19 protein-coding genes are annotated in these 17470 nt (G+C 64.8%); 7 read left to right on the top strand and 12 right to left on the bottom strand.

Annotation, left to right across the window (positions count from 1 at the left end):
- Positions 1-521: 521 nt before the first annotated feature.
- Together QGV54_RS18830 and QGV54_RS18825 are read right to left on the bottom strand one after the other, a co-directional pair.
- Positions 522-968 (bottom strand): PaaI family thioesterase, encoded by a 447-nt coding sequence (locus QGV54_RS18830; RefSeq protein ID WP_281019107.1) that lies wholly within the window; start codon positions 966-968, stop codon positions 522-524.
- A gap of 77 nt (positions 969-1045) precedes the next feature.
- The gene (locus QGV54_RS18825) at positions 1046-1906 is read right to left on the bottom strand and encodes a DMT family transporter (protein WP_281019108.1); all 861 of its coding nucleotides are present in this window, start codon (positions 1904-1906) and stop codon (positions 1046-1048) included.
- 181 nt (positions 1907-2087) lie between these two features.
- On the opposite strand from QGV54_RS18825, the gene QGV54_RS18820 reads away from it, so the two are divergent.
- Both QGV54_RS18820 and QGV54_RS18815 read left to right on the top strand, forming a co-directional pair.
- Positions 2088-3482 (top strand): PLP-dependent aminotransferase family protein, encoded by a 1395-nt coding sequence (locus QGV54_RS18820; RefSeq protein ID WP_348637671.1) that lies wholly within the window; start codon positions 2088-2090, stop codon positions 3480-3482.
- Between the two features lie 94 nt (positions 3483-3576).
- Entirely contained in the window at positions 3577-4341 is a 765-nt protein-coding gene (locus tag QGV54_RS18815) for an enoyl-CoA hydratase/isomerase family protein (protein ID WP_281019110.1), read from the top strand.
- A gap of 219 nt (positions 4342-4560) precedes the next feature.
- Here QGV54_RS18815 and QGV54_RS18810 read toward each other — a convergent pair whose 3' ends face one another.
- Both QGV54_RS18810 and QGV54_RS18805 read right to left on the bottom strand, forming a co-directional pair.
- On the bottom strand, positions 4561-4932 hold the full coding sequence (locus QGV54_RS18810; RefSeq protein WP_281019111.1) for a PaaI family thioesterase: 372 nt from the start codon (positions 4930-4932) through the stop codon (positions 4561-4563).
- Between the two features lie 72 nt (positions 4933-5004).
- Positions 5005-5628 carry a pyridoxamine 5'-phosphate oxidase family protein gene (locus tag QGV54_RS18805; protein ID WP_281019112.1) on the bottom strand — a complete coding sequence of 208 codons (624 nt, stop codon included), beginning with the start codon at positions 5626-5628 and terminating at the stop codon, positions 5005-5007.
- Positions 5629-5775: 147 nt separating this feature from the next.
- On the opposite strand from QGV54_RS18805, the gene QGV54_RS18800 reads away from it, so the two are divergent.
- The gene (locus tag QGV54_RS18800) at positions 5776-6249 is read left to right on the top strand and encodes a DUF2867 domain-containing protein (RefSeq protein ID WP_281019113.1); all 474 of its coding nucleotides are present in this window, start codon (positions 5776-5778) and stop codon (positions 6247-6249) included.
- Between the two features lie 22 nt (positions 6250-6271).
- On the top strand, positions 6272-7006 hold the full coding sequence (locus QGV54_RS18795) for a class I SAM-dependent methyltransferase (protein WP_281020006.1): 735 nt from the start codon (positions 6272-6274) through the stop codon (positions 7004-7006).
- 159 nt (positions 7007-7165) lie between these two features.
- On the opposite strand, the gene QGV54_RS19870 is transcribed toward QGV54_RS18795, so the two are convergent.
- A complete protein-coding gene (locus QGV54_RS19870) occupies positions 7166-7582 on the bottom strand; it encodes an AAA family ATPase (protein ID WP_348638768.1) in 417 nt (138 codons plus the stop codon).
- Positions 7583-7702: 120 nt separating this feature from the next.
- Between QGV54_RS19870 and QGV54_RS18785 the strand changes: the two genes are divergently transcribed.
- A protein-coding gene (locus tag QGV54_RS18785; protein ID WP_281015974.1) for an IS3 family transposase occupies positions 7703-8841 on the top strand; the annotation gives its coding sequence in 2 pieces (ribosomal slippage) (positions 7703-7967 and positions 7967-8841; 1140 coding nt in all).
- Between the two features lie 165 nt (positions 8842-9006).
- On the opposite strand, the gene QGV54_RS19865 is transcribed toward QGV54_RS18785, so the two are convergent.
- Positions 9007-9231 carry a hypothetical protein gene (locus QGV54_RS19865; protein ID WP_348638767.1) on the bottom strand — a complete coding sequence of 75 codons (225 nt, stop codon included), beginning with the start codon at positions 9229-9231 and terminating at the stop codon, positions 9007-9009.
- A 466-nt stretch (positions 9232-9697) separates the two neighbouring features.
- A complete protein-coding gene (locus tag QGV54_RS18775; protein ID WP_281019117.1) occupies positions 9698-10321 on the bottom strand; it encodes a TetR/AcrR family transcriptional regulator in 624 nt (207 codons plus the stop codon).
- 213 nt (positions 10322-10534) lie between these two features.
- Between QGV54_RS18775 and QGV54_RS18770 the strand changes: the two genes are divergently transcribed.
- Positions 10535-10957, top strand: coding sequence for a cupin domain-containing protein (locus QGV54_RS18770; protein ID WP_281019118.1), 423 nt, complete (start codon positions 10535-10537; stop codon positions 10955-10957).
- A 101-nt stretch (positions 10958-11058) separates the two neighbouring features.
- On the opposite strand, the gene QGV54_RS18765 is transcribed toward QGV54_RS18770, so the two are convergent.
- Together QGV54_RS18765 and QGV54_RS18760 are read right to left on the bottom strand one after the other, a co-directional pair.
- On the bottom strand, positions 11059-11250 hold the full coding sequence (locus tag QGV54_RS18765; RefSeq protein ID WP_281019119.1) for a type II toxin-antitoxin system RelE/ParE family toxin: 192 nt from the start codon (positions 11248-11250) through the stop codon (positions 11059-11061).
- Positions 11251-11330: 80 nt separating this feature from the next.
- Positions 11331-12794 carry an amidase gene (locus QGV54_RS18760; RefSeq protein ID WP_281019120.1) on the bottom strand — a complete coding sequence of 488 codons (1464 nt, stop codon included), beginning with the start codon at positions 12792-12794 and terminating at the stop codon, positions 11331-11333.
- 318 nt (positions 12795-13112) lie between these two features.
- Between QGV54_RS18760 and QGV54_RS18755 the strand changes: the two genes are divergently transcribed.
- Positions 13113-14315, top strand: a complete 1203-nt coding sequence (locus QGV54_RS18755; protein WP_281019121.1) for an acetyl-CoA acetyltransferase — start codon at positions 13113-13115, stop codon at positions 14313-14315.
- A gap of 304 nt (positions 14316-14619) precedes the next feature.
- Here QGV54_RS18755 and QGV54_RS18750 read toward each other — a convergent pair whose 3' ends face one another.
- Genes QGV54_RS18750 through QGV54_RS18740 form a run of 3 tightly spaced genes read right to left on the bottom strand, consistent with a single transcriptional unit; the run spans position 14620 to position 17198 of the window.
- Positions 14620-15120 (bottom strand): GNAT family N-acetyltransferase, encoded by a 501-nt coding sequence (locus QGV54_RS18750; RefSeq protein ID WP_281019122.1) that lies wholly within the window; start codon positions 15118-15120, stop codon positions 14620-14622.
- Positions 15121-15161: 41 nt separating this feature from the next.
- On the bottom strand, positions 15162-16358 hold the full coding sequence (locus tag QGV54_RS18745) for an acyl-CoA dehydrogenase family protein (protein ID WP_281019123.1): 1197 nt from the start codon (positions 16356-16358) through the stop codon (positions 15162-15164).
- 15 nt (positions 16359-16373) lie between these two features.
- Positions 16374-17198 (bottom strand): enoyl-CoA hydratase-related protein, encoded by an 825-nt coding sequence (locus QGV54_RS18740; RefSeq protein WP_281019124.1) that lies wholly within the window; start codon positions 17196-17198, stop codon positions 16374-16376.
- Between the last annotated feature and the right edge of the window lie 272 nt (positions 17199-17470).

The following is a 17470-nucleotide window of genomic DNA, read 5'->3' as shown; positions in this document are numbered from 1 at the left end:
CTCAACTGTCCAGATTTGTCGGGCCACCTCTGACTGACGATGTGAAGGCTGAGATCGCCGACATCCGACAAAAGATCAAGGCAGTAGGCCGTTGGCTCGATGGTTGGCTATGGTCGGGGGTGATATCGGCATTGCTGTCAGCTGCCCTGTTCCTAAGCGGTGTGCGTCTGATGTTTGTGGCGTTGTAGGATCGGCCAGGTTGGGTGCCTCAAAGAGAGGACGACATCCTGCAGCGTTGCAAAGGGCAAATGGACCAGATCCGACGATCTGATCATATCCAACGGCTGAATGAGGTTTGGAGACCGTTCAAGCGGCTATTGGGTGGGGTTAGAACGGAACCGTTTTGACGCTCGATGGGAGTTGGTTAGCGGTAAAATTGAGTGCTGCAGTTTCATGTGGCAGCCACTGCAAATTCAATTGTCGCGCTACATCGGGGCTTGCCCATGCGTCATTCCTCCGGTTGTGATACCGGAACAATATACAGGTATTTATACCGTTACAAGGTCTTCTGCGGTATTTTTCTACTTTCGTTTCGGTATTACCGCATAGACCAGCGTCGCCTGGGCGGCCGGTTTCGCCTGCTGACCGTCCGCATAGAGGGTGCAGTCGCCGAACATCATGCTGCGCCCTTCCTTGGTGACCTGCGCCTCGCAGATCAGGTCCGTATCGGCAACGGCGCGGAAGAAGCTGGTGGATTGCTGTACGGTCGCGATGTCGGCCTCCCCCCGCAGCGCCGAGCGGACGGCGAAGACCATCGCGGTATCGGCCACCGCCATCATGGCCTGGCCCGACAGGATGCCGCCGACCCGGTTCAGCCGCCCATTGTTCGGCAGCCGGACCCGCACGAAGCCCGGCCGGATTTCCTCCACCTCGAGCCCCAGGTCCTTCACCCAGGGCGCGAACCATGTCTCCGCAGCCTCGCGCGCCTGCGCCAGCGTGAATCCCGCATCCTGCGCCTGTTCCGTCATGATCGTGCCTCCCCTCTGATCGCTGTCGCATCTTTGACCAAAGGGCCCCCCGGCGACAATCCCGTCAGCGGCGGGCCTCACGCGAAACGGCGCGCCCCGACGACACAGGCCACCACGGCCAGACAGACAAGGCCCAGGGCCGGACTGACGTCCTCGCCCAGCAGTCCCGCCGCCAGCATCAGCCCCATGAAGGGCTGCAGCAACTGCAGTTGCCCCACCGCCGCAATGCCGCCCTGCGCCAGACCGCGGTACCAGAACACGAACCCGATCAGCATGCTGAAAAGGGAGACATAGCCGAGCGCAAGCCAGGCCGGAGGCGCGATCCCGGCGTAGCTGTCCGGCTGCGCCAGCAGCGCCAGCGGCAGCATCACCGGCAGTGCCAGTACCAGCGCCCAGCTGATCACCTGCCAGCCCCCCAGGGCGCGGGAGAGCTTCGCCCCCTCCGCATAGCCGAGCCCGCAGACCAGAATCGCCGCAAGCATCAGCAGGTCACCGCTCCAGGAGGCGGAGAGATCCTCCGTCAGGGCAAATCCGGCAACCAGCACCGCCCCGATGACGGAGAACAGCCAGAATGCCGGGCGTGGCCGGTCCCCGGCCCGCACCACGGCAAAGATGGCGGTGGCCAGCGGCAGCAGTCCGATGAAGAGCATGGAATGCGCCGACGTGATCCGCTGCAGCGCCAGGGCGGTCAGCAGGGGGAACCCGATGACCACACCCAGCGTCGTGATCAGCAGGGACAGCATGTCACCGCGACCCGGACGGTCCTGCCGCAGCAACAGCAGACAGGCACCGCCGACGAGACCGGCAATCGCCGCGCGCACCAGCGTCAGGAACACCGGATCGAAATCCGCGACGGCCACCCGCGTGGCCGGCAGGCTGCCGCTGAATATGGCGACACCGGCGAACCCGTAGATCCATGCTGCTGACCGACTGTCCATCCGGGACTTCCCCCTTGTCTCGCCCGGACATTGGGTCGGGGGAGATGGTCACGCCAGATACAGTCCAGTACAATCAGGACATACTGTACTGGAACAAATGGCAATACAGATGACCTTCGAACGTGACGCTCAGGGGGCGACGGATTCCCCGGCCGGACCGATCTCCCTTGTCGGGCAGGTGATGCAGACGGTCCGACAGCAGATCGCCAGCCGCCAGATGACACCGGGCATGCGGCTGCCCTCGATCAGGGGTCAGGCCGACCGGATGGGGGTGTCCCGCTCCACCGTCGTCGATGCCTATGACCGGCTGGTGGCGGAGGGCGTGATCCGGTCCCGCCGGGGTTCGGGCTTCTATGTCGCCGGGCACCCGCCCCCCTTCTCCATCGCCGACACCGCGCCGGAGCTGGAGCGGGATGTCGATCCGCTCTGGATCGCGCGGCAATCGCTGGACGCGGACGAAGCCACACCGAAACCGGGTTGCGGCTGGCTGCCCCCATCCTGGATGCCGGAGGCGGAGATCCGCCGTGCCCTGCGCCGGGTCGCGCGCGCTGCCGATTTCCGCCTGACGGACTACAGCACTCCGCTGGGCCTTCCGGGGCTGAGGCAGGTGCTTTCGCGACGGCTGGCGGAACGGGGCGTGGCAGCGGCACCCGGCCAGATCATGCTGACCGAGTCGGGCACCCAGGCCATCGACCTGCTCTGCCGGTTCCTGCTGCAGCCAGGCGATACCGTTCTGGTGGACGACCCCTGCTACTTCAACTTCCACGCCATGCTGCGTGCGCATCAGGTGAAGGTTGCCGGTGTGCCCTATACCCCGGACGGCCCTGACCTGGTCCGGTTCGAACAGGCCCTGAAACATCATGCGCCGCGTCTCTACATCACCAACTCGGCGCTGCAGAATCCGACCGGCGCGACCCTGTCACCCGTCGTCGCCCACCGGGTTCTGAAACAGGCGGAAACCCATGATCTGATCATCATCGAGGATGACATCTTCGCCGACTTCGAGCATGAACCGGCGCCCCGGCTGGCCGCCTTCGACGGGCTGGCGCGGGTCATTCACATCGGCAGCTTCTCCAAGTCCCTGTCGGCGGCGGTGCGCACCGGTTTCATTGCCGCGCGGCAGGACTGGATCAGCGAACTGGTGGACCTGCGGATCGCGACCTCCTTCGGCGGCGCGGCCCTGTCGGCTGAACTGGTGCTGGCCGTGCTGCAGGACGGGGCCTGGCGCAGGCACACCGGCGGCCTGCGCACCCGCCTGGCGACGGCGATGGAGACGGTCAGCAGGCGGCTCCGCCCGCTGGGCCTGAAGCCATGGATCGAACCGGGGGCCGGAATGTTCCTCTGGTGCCGCCTGCCCGACGGGCTGGATGCCGCCGATGTTGCCCGCGCGGCCCTGCGGGAGCATGTCGTGCTGGCACCGGGCAATGCCTTCAGCCCCGGTGACGCGGCCAGCGGTTTCATGCGTTTCAACGTGGCGCAGACCCTGGACCCGGCCATCATTCCCATCCTCGAACGCGCGATGGAAAGGGCCGGAAACTCCGGGTCGCGGGGAAGCACTGGTCCGGGTCGGCGATGACGTTCGCGGATATCGGCTTCCACCCGGTGTCACATTGCATCCCGCCCTGTGCGGCGCAAGGATGGCGCGCGCCATGCCGAAGGGGAGAACACGCATGAACAACGCCGTCACGACCGAAATGCGGGGGGAGATCGCCCTGCTGATCCTGAACCGGCCCGACGCCCTGAATGCCATCAGCGCCGATCTGGCGCGGGGGCTTGCCGCGGCCCTGATCCGGCTGGATGCCGACCCGGCGGTGAAGGGAATCGTGCTGACCGGCGCCGGGGACCGGTCGTTCTGCGCCGGTGTCGACCTGCAGGAAGCCCGCGACGTGCAGGTGCATGAGGTGGAGGAATGGTTCGGGCGGGTCTGCAACTGCTATCGGCAGATCCTGATGACGGAGAAGCCGGTCATCGCCGCCCTGAACGGGGTTGCCACCGGCGGCGGGTTCCAGTTGAGCCTGGTCTCCGACCTGCGCGTCGCCCATCCCGGCGTCCGCCTCGGCCAGCCGGAGATCAATGCCGGGATTCCCAGTGTCATGGGTTCCTACTGGATGAGCCTGCATCTCGGCTGGTCGATGAACCAGGAGCTGTCGATGACCGGACGGCTGATGGACGCGGGGGAGGCGGAACGGCTTGGCCTGCTGAACCGTGTCGTCGCGCCGGAGGACGTCGTCCCCACCGCCTGCGACCTCGCCGGCCAGCTCGCGGCCAAGCTGCCCACCGCCTGGGCGCGCACCAAGCTGCGGTTCCGGGAAGTGGCGCTGAAGGGTTTCGACGAAGCCTTCCGCGCCGCCGTGCTGGGGCAGCAGGAAGCCTTCGCGAAGGGCGAACCGCAGGGTTTCATCGACGCCTTCTTCGCGGCCAAGGCGAAGGGCTGAGGCGCTTCGGGTGGTCTGTTCCATCCCTCTCCCTCAGCCGGGTATCCGGGAGCGCCGCGCAGATGTGGAGGACTGGGCCCGCGGATCAAGTCCGCGGGCGTCCTGATGGGGTGGATAGGGAGAGACGACTTGACCACACCCAACCACGTCGTGCCCGGGCTTGACCCGGGTACCCAGGCGTGCCGCTCAGGTGCCGATGGCCGGACCGCAATAACCGCCCTACCGGCGCTGGAAGATGGAGAACTGGCCGTGTGCGGTGGCGGCGAGCTTGCCGTCGTTCCAGATCTCGGAGTCCAGCGTGGCGACGCTGCGCCCCTTGTTGGTGACCTTCGTGGTGCAGGTCAGCGTTCCGCCGGTCACGCCCCGGAAATAGCTGATGGCGCAATTGATGGTGGCGCAGCTCTCGCCTTTCTCCAGCAAACCGTACAGCGCGGCGCCCATGCCGGTATCCGCCAGCGAATAGAGCGCCGCGCCATGCACGACGCCGTGCGGGTTCATCAGGTCCTCGCGCACCTCCAGTTCCATGGTGCTGGTGCCCTGCCCCTGCGCCGTGAAACGAAAGCCGATCAGATCTCCGTATGGATGCTGCATGTCCGTGTCTCCTCCCCCCAAGGTGCCCGTACCTTTACCTGTGCCTGGCCCGTGCACCGATTGCCCGTGCGGTCAGTCGTCGTCAAGCATGTCGCGGTGCGGATCATCGCGGGGCAGGCTGTCGCGGAATTCGGGCATCTTCTTCCAGCTCGGCACCGGCGGTGTGCCCTGCCCCGGACGCGGGACGTGCCGCGCGGGCGTGCCCTGTTCGAAATCCGGGATGTAGCGGGTGCAGTTGGGATAGATCTCGCAGTCAACGCGCACCACGAACCGCGCCCCGTGATGGCGCGACAGGCTCTCGGCATCCTGCAGGATCGTGGCGCGGCCCTTGATCCGCATCCGCAGGGTCCGCCCGTCGAACTTCACGAACAGCAGGCCTATGTTCGGGTTCTGCCGGATGTTCCCCAGGGTGCGGTACATCGAATTGCCGTCATATTCGGGATATTCGAGCACGCCCGGCCCGACGATCTTCACGAAGCCCGGGTCACCGGACTTCATGCTGCAGTCCACATGCTCCTTCCAGGCGCTGGCGATGAAGACGCAGGGGGCCTCCGTGATCAGCTTCCGGTCGGCCTCCGAGAACTCGAAATGGCGCGCCGCCGCCACGATGGCATCCGCCGTCCGCCGCCCGTCCATCTGGTCCTGCAGGGCGCGCATGCCTTCGTGAAAGAAGGGCCGCTCATCGGTTTCATCCATGCCTTGTCACTCCCCGCCCTGTCGCCGCGAACCGGATCACGTGCTCCCTGTCCCGCTGCGTTGTTATGGCGCTGAAACGGGAAATGCAATCGGCGGGCATCCGGCCCATAGTCACACGGAGTATCAGGCAATGCCGGAGTTCCGCAGATGAACCGCCGCCCTGACGTGACCGCGACACCCCTGCCGGCGCAGAGCCTGTTGCACCAACGGACCGCCCCCGCGGATTTCCTGGACTGCTATGCCGTGGCCTCCGACCTGGCGCCCCGCCAGGCGGCGGAGATCATCACCAGCTTTCCCGGCTGGGTGCAGTTCCTGATGCGCCTGCGCGGGATGCTGACCGCACCTTTCGGTCTGGCAAGCGAAGGCCCCAGGACGCGGGACAGCATCGGCATCTTCCCCGTCGAGACGGAATCGGCGGAGGAGATCATCGCCGGCTTCAACGACCGGCACCTGAACTTCCGGGTCTCCGTGCAGTCGCGGGAGGGGCGGGTGTTTCTCGCCACCTGGGTACATCCGCACAATCTGGGCGGCCGTCTCTACCTGCGCGCGATCATGCCGTTTCACATCCTGATCTCGCGCAATGCACTGGCGCGGGTGGCGACCAGATCGGCCGTGACCTGACCGGAGACGGGAGACCGGCGACATGCCTGCGGCCTATGACACCATCGGCATCAATTACGCCAACCTGCGCCAGCCGGACCCGCGGATCGGGGCGGCGATCGGCGCCGCGCTGGGTGACGCGGCCACGGTGCTGAACGTCGGCGCCGGGACGGGGTCCTACGAGCCGACACACCGCACCGTCACCGCCCTGGAACCCTCCATCGCCATGATCCGCCAGCGCCCCGCCGGCGCCGCCCCCGTGATCCGGGGCTTTGCGGAGGATCTGCCGTTCGCAGACAAGGCCTTCGACGCCGTGATGGCGGTGCTGACCGTGCACCACTGGTCCGACCAGCCGAAGGGCCTGGCGGAACTGCGCCGGGTGTCACGCGGCCCCACCGTGATCCTGACCTTCGACCCCACCCACCGGGGCTTCTGGCTGACCGACTACCTGCCGGAGCTCATCACCATCGACGCCGCCCAGATGCCGCCCATGAGCGCCTATGCCGCCGCCCTCGGCCCGGTACGGATCACCCCGGTCCCGATCCCGCACGACTGCGCCGACGGCTTCCTCGCCGCCTACTGGCGCCGCCCCACCGCCTACCTCGACCCCCGCATCCGCGCCGCCATTTCGTGTTTCTGGGCAATAGAGAGTTTGGAGGCGAAACTGGAGCGGCTGGCGCGCGACCTGGAGACGGGGGCGTGGGGGGAGAAGTACGGGCATTTGCTGGAGTTGGAGAGTTGCGATCTGGGGTATCGGTTGGTGGTGGGGAGGGGGTGAGCGCAGGAAGTGGGGTTCCGGGGAACGAAGGCTTTACGGGATGCACTCTGATCGCTGCCATTCACCTACGGCAACCAGCAATCATGACATTTTCAAGCGACAACTCAGCGGGCCACCAAGGTCTGCTGCGCGGACGAAGCGACCGGTTGGCGTTCGCGGTCAAGCCCGTGCAAGCTCATTCTGGTCAGGAGCTTCCCAGATTGTCTCGATGTAATCAAACATCGGCCGGGACACCTTCAGCGATCCGTCTCTATCTGGGCTTGCGTTACGTCGCTCGACGCGACCCCAACGAACAGCGACCGGAAAGTCGAGCACGTGAAGCTTGACCGCAAGGCCGTGTTCTCCGGCGAACGTATAGTAGCTGATTCGATGGTCCTTCCGCTGAAACCCGAGATCGAGAATCGACGGGACATTCAAGTCCGCAAGTCTGATAATCTGCGACCTGATATGCTCCTCGCAACGCTCGACTCTTGGCATGAACCACGCCGGAGTAAGCTCTTCGGGAGTATCATCGCCAAACAACGTAATCATCCACTTATCGATCGAGAAAACGAACCCATCGACTTCGTTCGCCAAAGCTTGAGCGTACGTCGTTTTGCCAGCGCCAGTGAGAGGTGGCCCGACAAATCTGGACAGTTGAGTTAGGTGGATTTTCTGCTCCCAATCCGGCAGCGTTGCCGGGACGAAGGAGCGAAGATGACAAGACGACCCAGGCGGAACCACAGCCCTGCCTTCAAAGCGAAAGTCGCATTGGCGGCGCTGAAGGGCGACAGGACGATGAGCGAGCTGGCGACGCAGTTCGACCTGCATCCCAATCAGATCAAGCAGTGGAAGGATCAGCTGCTTGAGGGCGTAACGGGTGTCTTCGATGACACGCCAAAGGCCGCGAAAGAGCCGCAGATCGACGTAAAGTCCCTGCACGCGAAGATTGGCCAGCTGGCGCTGGAAAACGATTTTTTAGAGGGCGCGCTCGACAAGGCCGGTCTGTTGCCGAGCGCAAGGAAATGACGGGCCCGGACCACAGGCTGAGCCTGACACGGCAAGCCCGGCTTCTCGGGATCAGCCGGGGCAGCCTGTATTACGCGCCGCGCCCGACCAGTGCGGCGGACCTCAAGCTTATGCGCAGAATTGACGAGTTGCACATGGACTACCCGTTCGCGGGCAGCCGTATGATGAAAGGGTTGCTGCGGCAGGAAGGCTTCACGGCCGGGCGGCTGCACGTGGCAACCTGCATGAAAACGATGGGCATTGAGGCGCTCTATCGCAGACCGAACACCAGCAAGCCTGCGCCCGGTCACAGGATCTATCCCTACCTGCTGCGCAAGCTGGCCGTGACGCAGCCCAATCAGGTCTGGGCCATGGATATTACCTACATTCCCATGGCCCGAGGGTTCGTCTATCTGGTCGCCGTTCTGGACTGGTTCAGCCGCAAGGTTCTGGCCTGGCGGCTGTCGGTGACGCTGGAAACAGCGCCGTGTCTGGAGGCCTTGAATGATGCCCTGCGCAGATATGGCAAGCCGGAGATCATGAACTCGGACCAAGGATCACAGTTCACGTCCATTGACTTCATCAAGGCGCTGAAGGACGCCGACATCCAGATCAGCATGGATGGCAAGGGCGCTTGGCGCGATAACGTGTTTGTCGAACGGCTCTGGCGCAGCGTCAAATACGAGGAGGTCTATCTGCACGCCTATGAAAGCGTGTCAGCCGCCCGACAGGGCATCGACCGATACCTGGCCTTCTACAACACAAGGAGACCGCATTCATCGCTGGAAGGGCAAACGCCCGATCAGGCATATCACATCAAGTTGCAACCAATCCCGGTGGCGGCATAACCAAGCGGAAAATCCACCTAAGAAACGGCTCGAAACTGTTCAAACGAACCGAACCACCTCTGTGGAACCGCTAATCAAGTGTATCAAGGGTATTATCCGTTCAGAGATGATGGGCTCATCGCCACCTTTGCGGTTTCGATCCTCACGATCTTCGACCGCGTATGGTCAGGTGAGATTGCTTACCGAACCTGATACGAGACGATGCAACTCGGTTGAAGACTGGTTGAGAGTAGCCTCATCCCAACGTTCGTCAAACAGGTAGCCTGCTTGCTTGGCGAAGGTCGCGCGGGCCTCGGACAGCTTCTCTCTTCCCGCATGCGTAATGACCATGAAGGCCAGTCTCGCGTCGCGTTCGTCCGTGTGGCGTTCGATCAGACCGGGCTTCTCCATCGGTGCCGCCATTCTCGTGATAGTCGAGGCGCTGATGTGCATGCGCTTGGCGAACTCGACCCCCGCATCCGCGCCGCCATCTCGTGTTTCTGGGCAATAGAGGATGTGGACGCGAAACTGGCACCGCTGGCGCACGATCTGGAGACGGGGGCGTGGGAGGCGAGATACGGGGATCTGCTGGGGATGGAGAGTTGCGATCTGGGGTATCGGTTGGTGGTGGGGAGGGGGTGAATATGAGTGGGGGGCCAAAGACGAAGGCTCCGCAGAACAAGGTGGATGGCAACCTCACTCCTGGAGAAGTGAATGCTGCAGAATCAACCAACGACTGTCTCGCGACGTGTTTCATTTAGCGTCGCGCAAGTCGCAGCATTCCGGTCAACGACGATATCGGCCTCGAACCAGCGTGGCCGAACGCCAGTGCTCAGGTAACCGAACCAGAAAGCCAGCACCGCCGTATGCTGCCGCATCAATCCGGTGTTTCGGTGGGCTGCTGCCGCAAGACCGAGAGCGCCAGTCCCAGCATGTTCCGGATGTTATCCGGATCCACGCCCGAGCCCCGCTGTGTGAATGCAAGTGCGATCTGCTCGCTCAGGTATTGTGCGCCCGCCTCTACTGATATCGGCCCGGCCCACTCACCTGCATCGCGGCGGGCCTGCAGAAAATCAGCGTAGCCTGCCAACGCAGCTGCGCCGATCTCGTCGACTCTCGCACGTGTGTCCGGCCCCAAACGGTGCTTGCCCGCGCGCATCTTGTTGAAGAGGCAGCCCGTTTCCATGCGCGGGTCAGCGCAGGCAAAGTCGACAAGCGCATCAAGCACCGTCGGCATGTCTGCACCGCTTTGCAGGATCGCGAATACGTCTGACAGCACTTGTTCTGCATATCGCGCCAGCGCTGCAGATGTCAGCCCGTCTTCGCTGCCGAAAGTCCGATAGATCGACGGTTTGGACACATCCGCCATCTGGCAGATCGCGTTCACGGACACATCGACCGGATCGTTATCCCAGTACGCATTCATCGCAACGTCGAGCACGGCGTCGCTGCTCATCTTGCGTGGGCGACCACGGGCCGGCTTCTGATCGGGGTCACTCATTTGTTACCGCATGGTATTTATTTATTGACGCAGCCCTGTCTATATTGATACCAATCGGTAACAAAAAACTCAAGCCACCGGAAGAAGGACCAGTACAGCACCAGGATCAGATGCCGCCTGACAGCGCGCCGCACTCGATCTGACGGAGCGCCATGTCGGCAAGGACGCCCGCGAAACTACCAACACACTGACCACCAGAACAGGAGAAACCCGATGATGAAACCGATCTTGTGCGCCACAGTGGTGGCCCTCATTGCGACAGCAGCCGTTGCAGACGACACCCACAGTACGAAGCACCATGTTGCGCTCGACAATGTTGAATGGTTCGAAGCCCCGATCCCCGGCGTGCAGCTTGCCCATCTCTGGGGCGACGACGAAACCGGTGCACGTTGGTTCTTCAAGATGGGCCCTGGCGTGGCGCTGCCGATGCACACGCACACCAGTGATTATCGAGGCATGACCATTCAGGGCAACTGGGTGCACATCGAGGCCGATGGCACCGAAGTCGCGACTGGGGCAGGAGATTACTCGCTCGTGAGAGGCGGAGTACCCCACGCCGACCGTTGCGACAGCGACGTCCCGTGCATCGGTCTGCTCGACTTCGCCGGACCCCGCGACGTGGCGCTGGCCAAGTAAGCCGACCCTTCAGCGTTCCGGCCTGGCGTCCCTGCTGCAAAGTCTGACCAAAAGGGGCTGCCGTGCAAACCACGGCAGCCACGCCCGAATTCCTGACAGGTTCAGCAGTGCAGGTTCGCCCGGATGGAGCCGTAGTCGGACCCGACAGTGTGGTGCTCGGCCACGAACATGATCCTTGCATTCAGCGTCTCTGAATACCGCTCCGCCATAGCCGGACCGAACTGTTCCGCGCTGTAGAGATAGATACCGATCAGGTCGCGTTCCGCGTCAGCGGTGAGGTCAACCCGCGTCACGCAGCAGGCCTTTCTGCCGCGCCTCCCGGCGTGCGGTTTCGAGCACTTCAGGAAGCGTCAGTCGGGAAGAGGCTGCCCCCTCACTCGAACCCCGGCGGTACGTGGCAGCCGCCGAAGGCTTCCTCGATCAGGCCGGCGAAGCGGATGGTGGTGAGGTCGCCCATCCAGGGGCCGATGATCTGGACGCCGACGGGCAGGCCCGTGGTGCCGCCCGGGCCCAGCGGGGCGACGGTGCCGGGCAGATAGACGGAACCCGAGATACCGGCCCAGAAGAGCTGGTCGTTATATTCGACCTCATGGCCGTTGACGGTGATCATGCGGTGCTCGCGCGGGATGCCCTCCTCCCGCGGGAAGGCGGCGGAGGCGGCGGCGGGGCAAAGCAGCAGGTCGTAGTCCCGGAAGAAGCCGTTCCACTGGTCGCGGTAGCCATAGCGGCGGCGGTCGGCAGCGGCCCATTCGTAGTAGGACTCGGTCGCCGCCTTGATGTTCATGCCGTTGTAGCTGCGGTCGTCGTCGGCGATGCCGGGACGCTGCGCCAGCCAGCCGTCGAAGACTTCCTTCGGCAGGCGGCTGTGGGTGACGGGGCGGAACAGGCGGAAATAGTCCTCGTGATACTGCAGCCAGTCGACCTCGAACGGGTCACGCTCGTCCACCGTGACGCCTGCCTTGCGCAGCTGGTCGGCCAGGGTGAGCAGCTTTGTCTTCACCTCCTCGTCCACCTCCGAGGCCGGGGAGTCGAGCATCAGCGCCACGCGGAAATCACCCAGATCGTCCTTCTTCGGCTGCGGCAGGGTCAGGTGCCAGCCCTCCCCATAGACCGGGTCGGCCCCGGCGACGGCCAGCAGTGCCGCCTCCAGATCCGCGGCGGAACGGGCCAGCGGGCCGCAGACGGCCACGTCGCTCGGCTGGTTCGACACCACCTTGCCATGGCCGCGCGGAGGCACGATGCCCCAGGTCGGCTTGTGCCCGAAGACACCGCAGTAATGCGCCGGGTTGCGGATGGAGGCCCCGATGTCGGAGCCGAATTCCAGCCCCGTCAGTCCCGCCGCCAGCGCCGCCGCCGAACCGCCCGACGATCCGCCCGGCGTGCGCTCCGGGTTCCAGGGGTTGCCGGTGCTGCCATAGACATCATTGTAGGACTGCCAGTCGGTCAGGTTCAGCGGTACGTTGGTCTTGCCGAAGACCACCGCGCCCTGGCGCTTGATCCGCTCCACCACGACCGCGTCGGCGGTGGCAACATTGCCGATGTAGCCGGTGTCGCCCCAGGTGGTCTGCAGCCCGGTCACATTGTAGCTTTCCTTCACCGTCATCGGCACGCCGTGGAAGGGGCCGAGGCGATAGCCGCGCCGGTTGAGCTGGTCCAGCCCCGCCGCCGCCTCCCGCGCCGCCGCATAGTCCGTGGCGATGACCGCGTTGATCGCCGGGTTCAGCCGCTCCGTCCGGTCGATGAAGACCTCCAGCATCTCCGCCGCGCTGGTCTCGCCATCGCGGATGGCGGCAGCAATCTGCAACGCCGATGCGTGGTGCAAGGCTCTGGTCCCCATGGTCTTCATCCCTCCCGGATTGTCGTGGTCGCTTCTTGCGGCACCGGCCCGCTCCCCCACCCGGCCACCCACGGCAGTATCCTCAATGGGTGGCCGGGTGGGGGAGCGGGCAGGCGCCGCTGTGCCGAACGGCACTCGGGACGATCATAGGACCGTTTGCGGGCGGAGGGTATGCGGGACGTACCGGTGACCGTTGCGCAAACATGACGTTTGCCTATGGCAGCCCTGCATCTGTCTTGTCTTTGGCCCGGCAGAAATCATGTTACAGTGCGCGCAAGTGTGTTCTGAACATGATGTATCGACCGGGAGGATTTGACGATGGCGTCAGGAATTCGTGACAAGGTAGCCATTCTGGGGATGGGCTGCTCCAAGTTCGGTGAGCGCTGGGACTGCGACGCCGAAGACCTGATCATGGAAGCCTATGAGGAATGCGTGAAGGACGCGGGGATCGAGACCTCGCAGATCGACGCCGCATGGTTCTCCACGGCGATCGAGGAAGTGCATGTCGGCAAGTCCGCCGTGCCGCTGTCCGTCGCGCTGCGCCTGCCCTACATCCCGGTGACCCGTGTCGAGAACATGTGCGCCTCCGGCACCGAAGCCTTCCGCGGCGCGGTCTATGCCGTGGCCTCCGGTGCCGCCGACATCGCCCTGGCGGTCGGCGTCGAGAAGCTGAAGGACACCGGCTACGGCGGCCTGCCGCAGCGTGGCCGTGGCCCCCTGAACGACATGATCAACCCGAACGCCTCCGCGCCGGGCAACTTCGCCCAGCTCGCCACCGCCTACCAGAAGAAGCATGGCGTGCAGGCGATGGACCTGAAGCGCGGCATTGCCCAGGTCTCGGTGAAGAGCCATGACAATGGTGCCAAGAACCCGAAGGCGCATCTGCAGAAGGCCGTGACCATGGACACGGTGCTGAACGCGCCGATGATCGCGGAGCCGCTGGGCCTGTTCGACTGCTGTGGCGTGTCCGACGGTTCCGCCGCCGCCATCGTCACCACGCCGGAGATCGCGCGCAAGCTTGGCAAGAAGGATCTGGTGACCGTGAAGGCCCTGCAGCTCGCCGTGTCGAATGGCACCGAGTCGGCCCACAGCTCCTGGGACGGGTCGTACTTCATGACCACCCGCCAGGCCGCCCAGCGCGCCTACAAGGAAGCCGACATCACCAACCCGCGTGAGCAGGTCTCGATGTTCGAGTGTCATGACTGCTTCTCCATCACCGAACTGGTGACGGCGGAAGACCTCTACATCTCCAAGGAAGGCGAAGCCTGGAAGGACTTCCTCGACGGCTTCTACAATGCCGACGGCAAGGTCCCGGCCCAGATCGACGGCGGCCTGAAGTGCTTCGGTCATCCGATCGGCGCCTCCGGCCTCAGGATGCTCTACGAGATGTACCTGCAGCTGCATGGCCGCGCCGGCGCCCGCCAGCTCTCGAACCCGAGCATCGGCATGACCCACAACCTGGGCGGCGCCCCGCACCAGAACGTCTCCTCCATCGCCATCGTCGGCCTCTACAACGGCTGACCCGCGACGACAGTGACGTGACGAACGAAGCCCGGCGGATGCAAGTTCGCCGGGCTTTTTCTATGGCTGACCGGTCCGGTGTCCGATGGCGACTGTTTGGTCCCTGAGCCGAACGCGGGAAGGCTGGGCACCCTGATCAAGTCAGGGTGCGGCGTGGGTCAGGCGGCTGGCTGCACTGACTTCCCTGCCGCCTGCTCTCTCAGGACGACGTACCCGCACTTGATGCGGGTACCCGGCGTGCCGCCCGAACGCCGAGCGGCGGGACACCCTGATCAGCAAATGGACGGAGACGGGCCTGCGCCCCTCACAGCACCTTCTGCATCGTCATCACATCCAGCCAGCGGTCGAACTTGAAGCCGATCTGGCGGGCGGTACCGATGGGTTCGAAGCCGAGGGCGCGGTGCAGGGCGACGGAGCCCTGGTTGGTCTGCGGGTCGCCGACGATGCCGATCATGTTGCGGCAACCCAGCCCACGGCAGGTCTCGATCAGGGCACCGAGCAGCGGGCGGCCGATGCCGGTGCCGACGGCATCGGGGGCGACGTAGATCGAATCCTCCAGCGTGAAACGATAGGCCGGGCGGGGGCGGTAGAGACCGGCGTAGGCATAGCCGACCAGCGCGCCCTCCCGCGTCGCGGCGAGCCAGGGCAGGTCCTTCTGCTTCAGGGCGGCGAAGCGCGCCTGCATCTCCGCCTCATCCGGAGCCTCAAGCTCGAACGATGACGTGCCGTTCTCGACCCAGTGGCCATAGATGGCGGTGATCGCCGGAATGTCGTCGGCGGTCGCGGGCCTGATGTCCAGTGCCATGCGCGCAGTCTCCCCGGGGCTGTTCGTTCCGCGCGGGAGTATCAGAGACCCAGAACCGCCTTGGCAAGAATGCCGCGCTGCACCTCCGACGTGCCGCCGGCGATGGTATAGCCGCGATGGTGCAACTGGCCCGACGTGATGCCGACCGCGTGGTCCGGACCCACGGGCAGCTGGTTGCCGCCCCGGAACAGGAAGTCGGAATGGTCCGGCGCGCCGTAGTAACCGATGGCCTGGTACAGCACCACGTCCAGGTCCTGCACCATGTGGCTGCCCAGCAGCTTGGTCATCGACGGCTCGGCGCCGATGCGCCCGCCTTCCGTGGCGCGGGACAGGATGCGCAGGCTGGTCATCTCCAGCGCGTTCAGCCGTGCCTCCAGGTCCGCGATCTTCATGGCGAAGTCCGGGTCACGGATCAGCGGCGCGCCATCGGCGCTTTCCGTGGCCGCGACTTCCTTGACGATACTGAGGACGCGGGCGTTCTCCGAGACGCGGGAGACGAACAGCCGCTCATCCCCCAGCAGCTTCTTGGCCACGGTCCAGCCTTCGTTCTCACGCCCCAGCACGTTCTCTACCGGCACGCGGACATCATCGAAATGCACCGTGTTCCACAGCCGCCGCCCGTTCAGCGCGATCAGCGGCCGGACCTCCAGCCCCGGCGTATCCATCTCGATCAGCAGGAAGGTGATCCCCTCCTGCTTCTTGGCGGTCGGGTCGGTACGCACCAGGCAGAAGATGTGGTTGGCCTCCTCCGCCGCGCTGGTCCAGATCTTGGAGCCGTTGACGACATAATGGTCGCCGTCGCGCACCGCCCGCGTCTGGACCCCGGCGAGGTCGGAACCTGCCCCCGGCTCCGAATAGCCCTGGCACCACCAGTGCTCGTCGGAGAGGATCTTCGGCAGGTAATGTTCCTTCTGCTCCGGTCGCCCGAAGGCAATCAGTGCCGGGCCGATCATGTTGAAGTTGAAGGCGATCAGCGGCGGCGCATGGGCCAGACGGCATTCCATGTCGAAGATATGGCGCTGCATGATGGTCCAGCCCGGACCCCCGGCGGATTTCGGCCAGCTTGCCGCCAGCCAGCCCCGCGCCCGCAGCGGTTCATGCCAGCGCAGCATGTCCTGCCGCCCCACAGGCAGGCCCCGCTTCACCCTGTCGGCAATGTCGGCAGGCAGCTCGGCCTTCAGGAAATCACGGACTTCCGTCTGGAAGGCCTGTTCATCGGCACTCAGTGCGAGTTCCATGTCCCAATCCTCCCGTCAGCGGCCCGTGAAGGCGGGTGCCCGCTTTTCCTGCCAGGCGGCGATGCCTTCCCGGAAATCCTCCGACTTCAGGGCAGCCGCCAGTTCCTCGGCGGCCTGGTCCTGCGCGGCATCCATGGACTGCTCCATCGCCCGCAGCACCAGATCCTTCATGATGCGGGTGGAGCGCGGCGAGACGTTGGCCGCAATGTCGCGCGCATAATCCTGTACGGTCTGCAGCACGTCGGCGGCGGGCACGGTCCGGTCCACCAGTCCCATGCGCTGCGCCTCGTCACCCTGGATGATCCGTGCCGAATAGAGCAGGTCGAGAGCGCGCGACGGTCCGATCAGGCGCGGCAGCAGCCAGGCCAGACCATATTCCGCCACCATGCCGCGCTTGGCGAAGGCCGTGCCCATCTTGGCCTCGGTCGCCGCGATGCGCACGTCACAGAACAGCGCCAGAACCAGCCCGACCCCGACGGCTGCGCCATTCATGGCGGCAATCAGCGGCTTCGGCACCGTGGTGAGATAGGCATATTTGGCGTGAAACCCCTCCGGCAGGTCCAGCCCGCCCGCGATCGCGCCGTGGTTGGGCAGCGGTTCCTGCTCCTTGCCGCCGCTGGCCGTGTTGGACAGCCGTGCCGCATCGGCACCGGCGCAGAAGCCGCGACCGGCGCCTGTCAGCACGATGGCCCGCACCGCAGCGTCATCGGAGGCGGCCTGCATGGCATGCCGGATCTCCCCGCCCATCTGCAGGGTCATGGCGTTCATCCGGTCCGGACGGTTCATGGTGATCGTGGCGACACCGTCCGACACCTCGTAGAGAATCTGCTCGTAGTCCACGTCCGGCCCTCCCCGACCCTGAAGCTCTGCGCATTCTTATGCCGGGGAAGTCGAATTGAGACAAGTGCATTAGGGCTGCCTGCCCATCCGACAGGCAGAATGCAGGGAAAGGGTAGGGGAAGCCCGGTTCGGTCGGGGGGACCCGGGCTTCCCCGCCAGATGGATGCCGTCTGGGAAAGGAGGGGGCGACAGCATCATCTGGTCCGTTGGCACGCCGACGGTGGGACCAGCCGGTGCGGCACAACGAACCTGTTGACGGTCAGGGGCCTCTG

This window comes from Minwuia sp. IMCC3060 (genome assembly GCF_029909435.1).
Lineage (GTDB): Bacteria > Pseudomonadota > Alphaproteobacteria > Minwuiales > Minwuiaceae > Minwuia.
Note: the sequence above shows the minus strand (reverse complement) of the source record. Positions and strands in the feature narration are given on the sequence as shown.